The organism is Parasphingorhabdus sp. (assembly GCF_039968395.1).
GTDB lineage: Bacteria > Pseudomonadota > Alphaproteobacteria > Sphingomonadales > Sphingomonadaceae > Parasphingorhabdus.
Window position 1 is genome coordinate 357,155 of sequence record NZ_JBDVPV010000001.1, and the last position, 12,602, is coordinate 369,756.

12 protein-coding genes are annotated in these 12,602 nt (G+C 54.0%); 8 read left to right on the forward strand and 4 right to left on the reverse strand.

The window, feature by feature from the left end:
• The first annotated feature begins 93 nt into the window (after positions 1-93).
• The 3 genes from ABJI30_RS01755 (at position 94) to ABJI30_RS01765 (ending at position 3,759) form a co-directional block, all read left to right on the forward strand.
• The gene (locus tag ABJI30_RS01755) at positions 94-1,095 is read left to right on the forward strand and encodes an LLM class flavin-dependent oxidoreductase (RefSeq protein ID WP_348015174.1); all 1,002 of its coding nucleotides are present in this window, start codon (positions 94-96) and stop codon (positions 1,093-1,095) included.
• A gap of 85 nt (positions 1,096-1,180) precedes the next feature.
• Positions 1,181-2,437: a Na+/H+ antiporter NhaA gene (gene nhaA, locus ABJI30_RS01760; protein WP_348015175.1), complete on the forward strand. Its 1,257-nt coding sequence runs from the start codon at positions 1,181-1,183 to the stop codon at positions 2,435-2,437.
• Positions 2,434-3,759 carry a hypothetical protein gene (locus tag ABJI30_RS01765; RefSeq protein WP_348015176.1) on the forward strand — a complete coding sequence of 442 codons (1,326 nt, stop codon included), beginning with the start codon at positions 2,434-2,436 and terminating at the stop codon, positions 3,757-3,759. Before nhaA ends, ABJI30_RS01765 begins: the two co-directional genes overlap by 4 nt.
• Positions 3,760-3,812: 53 nt before the next feature.
• Here the strand turns inward: ABJI30_RS01765 and ABJI30_RS01770 are convergent, their stop codons facing one another.
• Together ABJI30_RS01770 and ABJI30_RS01775 are read right to left on the reverse strand one after the other, a co-directional pair.
• Positions 3,813-4,292, reverse strand: a complete 480-nt coding sequence (locus tag ABJI30_RS01770; protein ID WP_348015177.1) for a GNAT family N-acetyltransferase — start codon at positions 4,290-4,292, stop codon at positions 3,813-3,815.
• Between the two features lie 11 nt (positions 4,293-4,303).
• Entirely contained in the window at positions 4,304-4,561 is a 258-nt protein-coding gene (locus ABJI30_RS01775; RefSeq protein WP_348015178.1) for a YjhX family toxin, read from the reverse strand.
• Between the two features lie 336 nt (positions 4,562-4,897).
• Between ABJI30_RS01775 and ABJI30_RS01780 the strand changes: the two genes are divergently transcribed.
• Genes ABJI30_RS01780 through ABJI30_RS01800 form a run of 5 tightly spaced genes read left to right on the forward strand, consistent with a single transcriptional unit; the run spans position 4,898 to position 10,554 of the window.
• Complete coding sequence (locus ABJI30_RS01780; RefSeq protein ID WP_348015179.1) at positions 4,898-6,487, forward strand: NAD(P)/FAD-dependent oxidoreductase; 1,590 nt, start codon at positions 4,898-4,900, stop codon at positions 6,485-6,487.
• Between the two features lie 5 nt (positions 6,488-6,492).
• Complete coding sequence (locus ABJI30_RS01785; protein ID WP_348025384.1) at positions 6,493-6,945, forward strand: GtrA family protein; 453 nt, start codon at positions 6,493-6,495, stop codon at positions 6,943-6,945.
• Positions 6,942-8,324: a sulfatase-like hydrolase/transferase gene (locus ABJI30_RS01790; protein ID WP_348015181.1), complete on the forward strand. Its 1,383-nt coding sequence runs from the start codon at positions 6,942-6,944 to the stop codon at positions 8,322-8,324. The genes ABJI30_RS01785 and ABJI30_RS01790 overlap by 4 nt, the downstream gene beginning before the upstream one ends.
• Before the next feature lie 3 nt (positions 8,325-8,327).
• On the forward strand, positions 8,328-10,115 hold the full coding sequence (locus tag ABJI30_RS01795; protein ID WP_348015182.1) for a hypothetical protein: 1,788 nt from the start codon (positions 8,328-8,330) through the stop codon (positions 10,113-10,115).
• Between the two features lie 55 nt (positions 10,116-10,170).
• Entirely contained in the window at positions 10,171-10,554 is a 384-nt protein-coding gene (locus tag ABJI30_RS01800) for a VOC family protein (protein WP_348015183.1), read from the forward strand.
• Here the strand turns inward: ABJI30_RS01800 and msrB are convergent, their stop codons facing one another.
• Both msrB and ABJI30_RS01810 read right to left on the reverse strand, forming a co-directional pair.
• Positions 10,555-11,070, reverse strand: coding sequence for a peptide-methionine (R)-S-oxide reductase MsrB (gene msrB / locus ABJI30_RS01805; protein WP_348015184.1), 516 nt, complete (start codon positions 11,068-11,070; stop codon positions 10,555-10,557). It lies immediately after the preceding gene.
• A gap of 103 nt (positions 11,071-11,173) precedes the next feature.
• Positions 11,174-12,490: a cytochrome P450 gene (locus ABJI30_RS01810; protein ID WP_348015185.1), complete on the reverse strand. Its 1,317-nt coding sequence runs from the start codon at positions 12,488-12,490 to the stop codon at positions 11,174-11,176.
• Positions 12,491-12,602: the final 112 nt, after the last annotated feature.

The window sequence follows — 12,602 nt, forward strand, 5'->3', positions numbered from 1 at the left end:
TGTCGTTCGGTTCAACCCGGGTTCCCGACTCAATCGGGCTTGCTGTTCGTACCTCAGCGCGCTAGCCAAACCGGCGAACAGGAACCATCTACCATGCACGACTCCGTAAAATTCTCTATTCTGGATCTGTCTCCTGTCCCGCAGGGCGCGGATGTAAAGACCGCACTGGATCGTTCTCTAGCGCTTGCACAACATGGAGAGAAGCTTGGTTTTGAGCGCTTCTGGATGGCGGAACATCACGGCATGGCGGGAATTGCCAGTGCCGCGACCTCGGTTGCACTGGCCCATATCGGACAGGGAACATCACGCATTCGCATCGGAGCGGGCGGTATCATGCTGCCCAATCACGCACCCATGGTCATCGCCGAGCAATTCGGCACGCTCGAAGCTTTATTCCCCGGTCGTATCGATCTCGGACTGGGCAGGGCGCCCGGTTCCGATCAACGGGTGGCTCAGGCATTGCGGCGCAATCTTGATACGGACCCCAACGCATTCCCGCGCGATGTTGTCGAATTGCAAGCGTTGTTCGAAGGCGATGAACGGCTGGGTATTCAGGCGACTCCGGGCAGTGGAGCCAAAGTACCACTCTATATATTGGGCAGCAGCCTGTTTGGCGCCCAGCTTGCCGCCGCACTCGGCTTGCCTTACGCCTTTGCATCGCATTTTGCACCGCAGGCACTGGATGATGCTCTGGCAATTTACCGGCGGGATTTCAAACCGTCGGCACAGCTGGCCGAGCCATATGTCATGTGTGGATTTAACATTTTTGCAGCGGATACTGATGATGAGGCGGAGCATCTTGCTACCAGCATGATGCAGAGCTTTGTCGCGCTGCGTACCGGAAATCCGGGAAAATTACCACCACCCGTGGAAGGTTATCGCGACAGCCTGCCGCCATCCGCTCAGGCGATGCTCGCGCAGATCATGCAGGGCAGTGCCGTGGGTGCTACCGACGCTGTTCTGTCGGCCACACGTGCGTTTCTGGATCGGACCCGGGCCGATGAACTGATCGTCAGTGGATCGATCTTTGATCAATCCGCCCGAGAGAAATCCTATGGGCTGGCCGCCGAAGTTCGTGACCTTATAGCTGCCTGAACCAAATCTGGTTCGAGTTGGCTCTTGATTTTACAAATCTGTCTGCGCAAGAGAATCACAACATATCCCAATCACAAGGTCCCCTATGTCGACTGAAAAAATAGCGCGATCCGGAACAGACTCAGCACTCCGCGAATTTTTGAAAAGCGAAGCCGCTGGCGGCATCTTGCTGATGGTCGCGGCGGCTCTGGCGATGATCGTCGCCAACAGCCCGCTCTACGACATGTACCATCACTTTCTCCACGAAATGAAAGGCCCGACCCTGTCGAGCAAACTTGGTCCGATGACCCCGCATTTGTGGATAAATGACGGTCTGATGGCGATATTCTTCATGCTGGTTGGCCTGGAGATCAAGCGTGAATTTGTCGATGGCAGATTGAATACATGGGAGCGACGGCGCTTGCCGGTGCTGGCCGCAGCGGCAGGCATGGTGGTTCCTGCATTATTTTTCCTCGCGATCGTCAAGGATGTTCCGGCGCTCTATAATGGCTGGGCAATTCCTGCTGCTACCGATATTGCATTTGCAATTGGCGTACTGGCGCTGCTCGGGCCGAGGGCCCCGGCCTCGTTGAAACTGTTTCTGGTTACTGTCGCGATTGTCGATGACATGGGCGCAGTTGCGATTATCGCCCTTGTTTACACAGCAGAAATCAACGGTGCCGCGTTACTCGCCAGTGCCGTTATTCTGGCGGTGATGTACACGATGAACCGCAACGGAGTGCTGAAACTCTGGCCCTATCTGATTGGTGCGATCCTGCTTTGGTATGCAGTGTTGATGTCCGGTGTGCATGCGACCATAGCCGGGGTGCTGGCGGCGATGACAATACCGATTGTCCGAACGCCAACATCACCTGATGCCGAGGATTCTCCGCTGCATCGTCTCGAACATGCGATTGCACCTTGGAGCGCGTTTCTGATTGTCCCGATTTTTGGTTTCGCCAATGCCGGCGTGTCCCTCGAAGGTATCGGATTTAACGAGATATTCGCACCGCTCCCGCTGGGTATTGCGGCTGGCCTGTTTTTCGGGAAGCAAATTGGTATTTTTGCTTCGGTCTGGATCGCGGTGAAAACCGGCTTTGCCGGGCGTCTCGGCGGCGCGAGCTGGTTACAGGTTTATGGTGTGGCGATGCTGTGCGGGATCGGGTTTACGATGAGCCTGTTCATTGGCGCCCTTGCATTCCCCGGCAACGAACTGCTGATTGAGGAAGCCAAGATTGGCGTTCTCGGCGGCTCGTTCCTGTCGGCGATTATCGGTTTTTGCATTTTGCGCTTTGCCCCGCAGGCAGAAGATCAGGATTCTGCGGACAGCCCGGATGCAGAAAAGCTGAAGGCAGCATCTTGAGAACCGCCTGCGTCCTTGTTTCCGCATCGCTGGCCCTTGCCAGCTGCACGTCGGAAAAACCGGCCAGTGTCTCCACTCCTGCGCAGGCGGTTCCAGAGAAGAACACAGTACTCGACAGAATTGCGCAGGATTATGTGCAACTTACACTGGAACTGGGCGAGCAGGAAGCGGGATATGTGGATGCCTATTATGGCCCTGCAAAATGGGCCGAGGCTGCAAAACTCAAACCGCGCGATATGCGCGAACTGGGCAACGGGATCGTGGATCTGATGCTGCGCCTTGACGCGCTGCCGGCAAGCGATGATCCTCTTGTCGAAGCTCGCAAACGCTTTTTGTCGGCGCAGTTTGAAGCGGCCTGGACCCGCCATGCGATGATGCAGCAAGAGCGCTTTCCGTTCGACAAGGAAGCCAAGGGCCTGTTTGGCGTGACGCCCGAACTGGAGCCGCTGGAATCATATAACGATGCATTGGCGAAGATCGCAAAGCTTGTGCCGGGCGAGGGTCCGCTGCACGAAAGGGTGGAAGCCTATCAGACGCGCTTCACAATTCCGGCTGACCGCCTGAAGCCGGTTTTTGATGCCGCAATTGCCGAGTGCAAGCGGCGCACAGCCGTCCATATCAAATTACCGGATGACGAAAATTTCAAGATGGAATTTGTCACGGGCAAAAGCTGGAGTGGCTATAATTACTATCAGGGCAATTTCCAGAGCCTGATCCAGATCAATACCGACCTGCCCATCCGGATCAGCCGCGCCGTCGATCTCGGCTGCCATGAAGGCTATCCCGGTCACCATGTCTACAACATGTTGCTGGAACAGCGCCTGACCCGCGAAATGGGCTGGCAGGAATTCTCCATCTATCCGCTCTATTCCCCGCAAAGTCTGATTGCCGAAGGCTCTGCCAACTACGGCATTGATCTCGCTTTCCCGGGCGAGCAACGACTGCAATTCGAGCGTGAAGTCCTGTATCCGCTGGCCAGACTCGATCCCGCCGGTGCGGCCGAATATTTCGAACTGCAGCAGGCGCTGGGCGAGATAAAAGGGGCGCGTTTTACCATCGCCAGATCCTATCTGGACGGCGAGATCGGCAAAGAAGAAGCCATTGCGCTCATCCAGAAATACCAGCTGGTCAGCCGCAAACGCGCCGAACAGTCGCTATCCTTCAACGACCAGTATCGCAGCTATGTCATCAACTACGGCCTCGGTCAGGACATGGTCAAGGCGTGGGTCGAAGCACAAGGCGACGGTCCGGTCTGGCGCTGGAAAGCGATGGAGCGCTTGTTGAGTGAACCGATGTTGCCGGGGGATTTGAAAATAGACTGACCCTGACGGCCTGCCGAGTATTTCATCAACCCCCAATCATCTCCTGCGCCGCCTCAATCCTGCAATGTTTTGCGGTATATGACCTTGTCATCGCCATCGTCGTAAAAATCGCGAATAATCGCCTCCTCGGCATATGCTTGCCGCTTGTAGAACGCGCGAGTTGCGGCAAAGGCCCCGGTGCCAGACGTTTCGACCAGCAACACACGTTGACACAGGTGCACCAGATGTTCCTCGACTTGGAGGAGCAGCTTCGTGCCGATACCTTTGCCATGATGGTCTGGATCAACCGCGAGCAATAGTAGATTCCATGTTCCCATGGTCATTTCTTCCATCCTGTATAAAGCAACCCCGACTGGCTTTGGATTGTCGCTGACAAGCCAGTATTCCCGATCGACTGTTCCCGCCAGATAGCCGGCAATCATGTCGTCAAGCATTGCTGGCGGAAACATGTCAGTAGCTTCTATAATATGTTTTAGCGCTGGAATGTCGCCAGGCCTTGCAGGCCTGATTTCATTTTGAATGATGTTTTTCATGTCGATACTTTCTATCTGTTGTTGAGCTGCGATCGCACTGATTTTCGGCCCAGAAGCGAAATGCGGTAGGGCTTGCCGCCATGCGATCTGATCAGACCGCGGCGTTTCAGACGTGCAAAGACGGATAATGTGCAATCGGATAGCGCGTAGCCATCCCGGGTTATGCACATAACCTCGTCAATTTTGGCGTTTCGGCAGCGTTTGTGGCGGATGTGGCCGCCTTGAGCCAGCGTGTGGAGCACACGCTGTTCGGCTTTGGAAATATTCATTTTTGTTCTCGAAGGTTAAACCATAGGACATGACAAAACCGCCTTTGCGCTTGGCGCATCGGTCTCGTCGTGGCTGTGATTTGATGCGTCAAACGGACGTCAAATCAGCGGTTGGTTACATTCTCTAACAAAAAAGCTCCGAGTGTGAATAAAGGCGTCTGGCCTTCAAGAATCAGAATCTATTGCAGCTTCGGTCAAATTTCAATGTTTTTTGGGGGTCCACGCCCAGATGCTTACGCCGGGTTAACCATTCGCTAACCATTTTCCTTCAATCCGGTTTCTGAACCTTAAACACATGCTCGTGGGGGCATGGTTTCTGAACAGGGACGGGACAATATGACTGAAGCAAATGCACCTGTAGATGTAGCTGTAATCGGCGCGGGGCCAGCGGGACTGACCGCGGCCTATCTGCTTTCCAAAAAAGGCTATTCGGTCACCGTGATCGAAAAAGATCCAACCTATGTCGGCGGGATCAGCCGGACGGTGGAATATGAAGGCTTTCGATTTGACATTGGCGGGCATCGCTTTTTCTCCAAATCAAAAGAAGTGGTGGATCTGTGGAACGAGATCCTGCCTGACGATTTTATTCAACGCCCGCGGATGAGCCGCATCTATTATGAAGGCAAATTTTATAGCTATCCGCTGCGCGCATTCGAAGCGCTGTGGAACCTCGGCATCTGGCGTTCGACCCTGTGTATGGTCAGCTATGCCAAGGCGAAGGTTTTCCCGAACAAGAATGTGAAGAGCTTTGAAGACTGGACGGTCAATCAGTTCGGCTACAAGCTCTATTCGATTTTCTTCAAGACTTATACCGAGAAGGTTTGGGGCATGCCGTGCGATGAAATGTCGGCTGACTGGGCGGCGCAGCGGATCAAAGGTTTGAGCCTCTGGAGCGCCGTGACCGATGGTTTGAAACGCTCGCTGGGCCTCAACAAGAAACCCAATGACGGGATGGAAACCAAAACGCTTCTTGAAACCTTCCGCTATCCTCGCCTCGGCCCTGGCATGATGTGGGATGCCGCCAAAGCGCATGTCGAAGATAAAGGTAATGACGTCCTGATGGGCCATAGCCTGAAACAGCTTGCTCAGGATGCCGACGGCAACTGGCGAGTGAGCGCTTCCACCGATGATGGCGAAAAAGTCATAACCGCGAAACATGTGATCAGTTCCGCGCCGATGCGCGAACTGGCAACCCGTATTCATCCGCTGCCGCAAACAATGCCACAGGCGCAGGAGCTCAAATATCGGGACTTCCTGACCGTCGCCTTGATGGTCAAATCCGCAGACCTGTTCCCGGACAACTGGATTTATATCCATGATGACCGTGTTCAGGTGGGTCGGGTACAAAATTTCCGCAGCTGGTCACCCGAAATGGTGCCGGATGAGTCCATTGCCTGTGTTGGCCTGGAATATTTCTGCTTTGAAAATGATGGCTTGTGGTCATCGACAGACGAAGATCTGGTCGAACTGGCCAAAAAGGAAATGGCTGTTCTTGGTCTTTGCAATCCCGAAGATGTGGTTGGCGGTGCGGTTGTGCGTCAGGAAAAAGCCTATCCGGTTTACGACGATACCTACGAACAGAATGTCGCTGAAATGCGCGATGATCTGGAAAACCGTTTTTCAACCCTGCACATGGTCGGCCGCAATGGCATGCACCGGTATAACAATCAGGATCATGCGATGATGACCGCGATGTTGACCGTCGAGAATATCGAAGCCGGTTCGCGCAAATGGAATGTCTGGAATGTCAACGAGGACGCTGAGTATCATGAAGCAGGCGACGAAGGTGAGCAGGATCAGATCTCTGCAGAAATTTCCGAAGATCGCGCTGCGGCCCTCGAATCCATGCGCGATGTTCCAACCCGGATAGAAGAATCCGCTGACGACAAGGCAGAGGAAGTCAAAGCCGGCAAGAAAGCGGCCTAAAACCTATGGCACTTCGACATTCGGATCGGCGCTCGACAATAGGAAAGGCGGTTGGAAACCTGCCGCAACCTATTGCGATGCTGAATCGTTTTTCGATCACGCGCTATCTGATTGCCAGCGTCATATCACTGGCCTTTGATGTCGCTGTGCTTTTGGTTCTGGTCGATTTCAAAGTCGATCCCGGACTGGCAGCAGCGGCAGGTTACAGTGCGGGCATTATTGTTCACTGGCTGATATCATCCAATTTTGTGTTTCCTGGCAAGACCCGTGAAGGGGCAGCGCTGCAGCTTCAGCGGCTGGGCTTTATCGGTACCGCAATATTGGGGCTGGGCATCACGGTCAGCATTGTCAGCGCATTGACTGAGCTGGGCGTTCTGCCTGTTCTGGCCAAAGGTGCAGCCGTTTTTGTGAGTTTCTTTGCCGTCTATGTGACGCGCAAATATGGAGTGTTCCGGTGACAGCAATTGCGATGGAAAAACCAAAGCCGGGACTGAGTACGGATTTCCGCAAGTTCCTGAACTGGGCCCTGGTCTGGATTGGTCTTGCCAATATTCCCTTCATGGCAATGTGGTTTGTCGGTGCACCGCCACGCTTTTTTGCGATTGCGATTGCCGGTTTTGTCGGTCTGATCGTCAAACGCATGCCGCCTGTGGTGCAATGGATCGCCTTTGCTGCGGTAATGGCTTATTCGCTGCTGTCCTTTGTTGCCGGATTGTTCAATCTGGCGATGGACAGCCTGCTCTATTCGCTGCAGTTTTTTGCCGAGATCCAGCCCAGCGATTCTGCGGAATATATCGCCGCTGCCGTGGTCATCGTCGGCATATTGATTGCCAGCTGGTTTCTGCTCAAGCGTGACACCAATTTTGACAAGCCGCTGCACATCCTGCTCGGCGGGGCGTTGATCTTTGGCCTTGTTGGGGCCGATGTCGCCATGGGGCAGGGCATGCGCGGACATTATTTCCGGGAAGCACCGGTCGGTGCCAATTTTGAATCTGCAGCTCAGAAATCCGATTTCGCAGCACGAGCGGATGGAAAACGGCATCTGGTGCTGATCATGGTCGAATCTCTGGGTGTGCCCCACGAAAATCAGACCATGTCAGACAAGCTGTTTGCCTATTACAAGAACAGCGCGATCCAGGCGCGTTACGACGTGAGCCGGGGGACCAGCCTTTATTACAACAGCACAACCGCCGGTGAATTCCGGGAAATGTGTGGCAGTTGGGGAGATTATTACCAGTTGCTTGATCCGGAAGAAGCCAAAAAGGAAAACTGTCTTCCCGCTCAGTTGGCGGCGAAAGGCTATGCCACACATGCGATGCACAGCTTCAAGGGTGAATTTTTCAAGCGGGCCGAATGGTATCCAAATATCGGATTTGAAAAGCAGGAATTCTGGCCGGAACTGGAAAAGCGCGGCGCGGAATGGTGTGGCGGCGTGTTCGCCGGTGCCTGTGATCGCCATGTACCTTCGCTGCTGGCTGAAAATCTGAAGAAAGCGACCCAGCCAACCTTTCTCTACTGGTTGACCCTCAACGCGCATCTTCCCGTCCCGACGGAAGCCAATCTCAACGCGGGCAATTGCGCTCGTATCTCTCACGAGCTGGCCAGCGAATTTCCAATGATCTGCCGCCAGTTTGCGATATTTGATGATATCGACATCGCGTTGATCAAGGAAATTACCGCCAGCGATTTTCCCGAAGCAGATATCCTGCTGGTTGGTGATCATATGCCGCCTTATTATGACCGGCATAATCGGTCCCAGTTTGACCCCGAGCGGGTTCCGTGGCTTTATCTGAGAGCCAAGCTGCAAGTGAATAGCAGCGCACAAACCGGGGAATAAGACATGGCCGCCAAATGGGTCGCTAGATTTCCAATATTATGGATATGGCTTGCCGTTTGCGCGGTGTTGATTTTCATATCCTGGGGACAAATTGGTTCCGGTCTTGGCTGGGGGCCCGACGATCAATTGCGCCAGGTGCAGTTGCGCGACTGGATGGCTGGTCAAAGCTGGTTTGACACGACACAATACCGGATTGGCGAACCTGACAGCCAGCCGATGCACTGGCCGCGTCTGATCGAGATCCCGCTGGCCCTGATCATTATGTTGCTTTCGCCCCTTACCGGCCCCGCCCTCGCAGAAACGATTGCCATGGTGACTGTGCCGCTATTTGCCATCGGTCTGGCGATGATAATGGTCGCGAAAATCACGATGGAGGTTTTTGATCGTCCGGTAGCGCTGCTGGCTGCGGCTCTGACCGCAGCCGCGGTGCCGGTCATGCTCCAGCTCAGACCGATGCGGATTGATCATCACGGCTGGCAGATCGTTCTGGCGTTGCTTGCGCTGTGGACCATGTTCTGGCCAGACAAGAAACGCGGCGGGATTGTCATGGGGGCGGCACTCGCGCTGTGGCTTTCCATTTCACTGGAAGGACTGCCGCTTTCGATTGCGTTCATCGCGTTGCTGGCCTGGCGCTGGGTCGTATCGCTCGATGAAGGCGTGCGTCTGTTCTGGACCTTGGTCAGTTTTCTGATTGCCAGTCTGTTGCTGTTTTTCGGTACACAAGGCGCCATCAGCAGCATTATCAATTATTGCGACGCGATCTCGCCTGCTCACCTGATGGCCTGTGGAGCAGGAGGTGCAGTCATCTTGCCGGCTATCCTTTTTGCACCGCAGAAGATTATCGTGCGTATCCTGGTACTGGCTGTGGCAGGCGCTGCCGCCTTTTCGGTCCTCTATTTCACTGTGCCCCAGTGCATTGGCAGCGCATTTTCTGATCTGGATCCGATCGTACGCGATTATTGGCTGGTCAGCGTTCGCGAAGGTCTGCCGATCTGGGTGCAATCCTGGAAAACAACCGTGACGTTGCTGGGCGGCTCGATATTCGTGGGCCTGTGCAGTCTGATATTTATTGTGATGCGTCGCGCGCAGGAGTTCGACCTGGAAAAGCTGGTACTGCTCGCCTATGCATTTCTTTGGGCCTTGCTGGTCTCGCTGCTCGTACAGCGTGCTTCTGCTGTCGCGGCAGCTTATGCCCTGCCATTCATGGCCTGGGTCGTGCATCGGGTTTTTGTGGCCGCGCGACGGGTCAAAAGTCCGCTTGTTCGCATTTTGGCAACAGCGTCGGTTGTGTTTGTGATCATGCCCGGTCCGCTGGCTGTGGCGGCGATAAACAGCTTAGACACGCCAAAGCCAAAGGAAGACGATGGTACGAATGACTTATCGGAAACATCAGCCTGTGATTCCACGGAATCCTTGAGCCGTCTGTCCATTCTGCCGCGTTCCAACATTGTCGCTCCGTTCGACTTCGGCCCCACGATTTTGGCGCTCACGAAACATAATGTGCTGGCTACAAGCCATCATCGCAACAGCGCCGCCATGGCGGATCAGATTCGCCTGTTCACCTCTGCTTCGGACAAGGCGCGTACGATCCTGACAGCGCGAAACATTGCTTATATCATTGCATGTCCGAAAGAGGATGAGCTGAAACTCTATCGCGAGAGAAATCCGGATAGTTTCATTGCCGACTTGCTGGACGACAAGGCGCCAGACTGGTTGCAAACCGTTCATATTCGCGGCAGTAATCTGATGGTCTGGCGCGTTATTCCAAAAGAATTGCACACCGGAAGCTGAATCGTGATAGCCTCGTACCCCGGGGCGCGAAACACTCAGAACCGTGGAGCAGGAAATGGCAGCAATAACCGGTTTGGGCGGCGTGTTTCACATAGTGCAAGATCCCGCAGCTACGCGCAAATGGTACAAGGATTATCTGGGGTTGGACGGTGAATATGGTCCGATGCTGAACTGGTCAGAAGAAACAGGTGAAAAGCCTTACAGCCTGATCAGTCATTTTCCCGACACCAGTGATTATCTGGATCCCAGCCCTTCAAAATTCATGATCAACCTGCGCGTGGATGATCTTGAGGGCTTTGTCGAACAACTCAAGGAAAAGGGCCTCGAAATTCTGGGACAGGTCGACGAAGGCTATGGGAAGTTTGCCTGGATACTCGATTGTGACGGGGTCAAGATCGAGTTTTGGCAGCAGGTGGAAGCACCCGATGCGGGCGGCTGATCAGGCAGGGATAAATCGAAGAGCGAGACCGTTTATGCAGTGCCGTTCGCCAGTGGGTTTTGGTCCATCGCTGAAAATATGGCCTTGATGTCCCCCACAGCGACCGCAATGAACCTCGGTGCGGCGATAACCGATTTTATAGTCGACTGACGTTCCCACCCGGCCCTTGATTGGTGCCCAGAAACTGGGCCAGCCGGTGCCGCTGTCATATTTGGTGTCTGATTTATACAGCCCAAGATTACAGCCTGCACAAGCATATACGCCTTTGCGTTTTTCGTTGTTTAGCGGACTTGAATAGGGGCGTTCAGTACCTTCCCGCCGGAGAATACGATATCTCGCACCACCCAACCGCTTTTTCCATTCCTCGGGAGTCCGGTTAATCTTGAACTTGCCTTTGGCTTGCGCTTCGGTGCCAAATATTCCCGTCAGTCCGGTCATGCTGGCGGCGGCACAGGCGCCAATTCCCAGCAATCCTGTTTTCACGATCGTCCGGCGGCTTACCAATTTTCGGGCCATATTCTGCACATGTCCTTGTCCAATGCTTACCTGCTATTCGGTGCGGTTCTGCGGATGGTTACAATATGGTGACTGAACGGATGCTGATCAATATTTGGCCAGATCAATATTTGGTAAGCTCGACTTCCAGTTCGCGGAAACCATGGACGAAACAAGCATGCACGCGGCGGTTTTTGCCGGTTGGATTGACCTGCATCCGGCGTTCATGCATTTCTTCGAGTAGGATGCGGATTTGCAGTTCAGCCAATCGGGCGCCCACACAGCGGTGGATGCCATAACCAAAGGCCAGATGGCGCCGCGCATTTTCGCGATCGACGATGATCTTGTCCGCTTCCGGGAAGACTTCTTCGTCGCGATTGGCAGAAATATACCACATCACGACCTTGTCGCCTTTTTTGATATCATGACCAAACAGGTCATAATCCTCAAGGGCCGTGCGTCGCATATGCGCCAGAGGTGTTTGCCAACGGATTAGTTCCTGCACAGCATTGGGGATCAGGTCCGGATTTTGCTGCAGTTTCGCACGTTCTTCAGGAAACTGTCCCAGACCATAAGCTACACCGGACATGGTGTTGCGAGTTGTATCGTTGCCACCGACAATCAGCAGTACCAGATTGCCCATGAATTCCATGTGATCCATATCCCGCATATGTTCGCTGTGAATCATCATCGAGATCAAGTCAGGCGTTGGCTCCTTGTTTACGCGCTCGTTCCAGAGCTGCATGAAATAGGCGCCCATTTCGTACAATATCTGTCGGCGCTGTTCGGTTAAATCTTCGGCTATCGACAGCTCGACATCACCTGCCCAGTCGGACCAGTAGGTGAGCATCCGTCGATCTTCCCACGGGAAACCAAACAAAATCGCGAGCATTCCGGTGGTCAGCTCGATCGATACCTTGTCGACCCAGTCAAATTTTTCACCCCAGGGCAGACCGTCGAGTACTTCGGCCGTGCGCTGGCGAATCTCGGTTTCCATCCGCTTCATTTCGGTCGGAGTGAACGCGGGGGCTACCGTCCGGCGCTGTCCGGTATGTTTGGGGCGGTCCATGGCAATGAACATGGGCAGCTGGAAATCCGAATCGTCGAATTCCGGATTAGCAATGGTGATGCCGCCCTGATCGACATCTGACGAAAAAATGTCCGGCAAAGCCTCGACATGTTGAATGGGTTTATAGGTGGTTATATTCCAGTAATCGCCATGCACACCGCCTTCGACCTTGTTGATGGGGGCCTGTTCCCGCATTTCGGCAAAAGGCTTGCGCCACAAGTCTTTACTGTACAATTCAGCCCGGCTGACATCCCAGGGATTTGAATCTCCCCCCGCTACTGGCGGGTTGCGTTTATACCACCCTTCCAGTGCTTCATCTGCCGTGGGCGATGTGGTCAGATTGTTTAAATCAATAGTCGGGACGGATGCCATTTTCTCTCTCCTGCCGTCGCCATTTCGGCAATCGGTTGCGTTTCAAAACCGGATCAGTGTGTATTTATTGACAGTAATGTCAATGAATTTTCTACCGGAAGCAGTTTCGCCA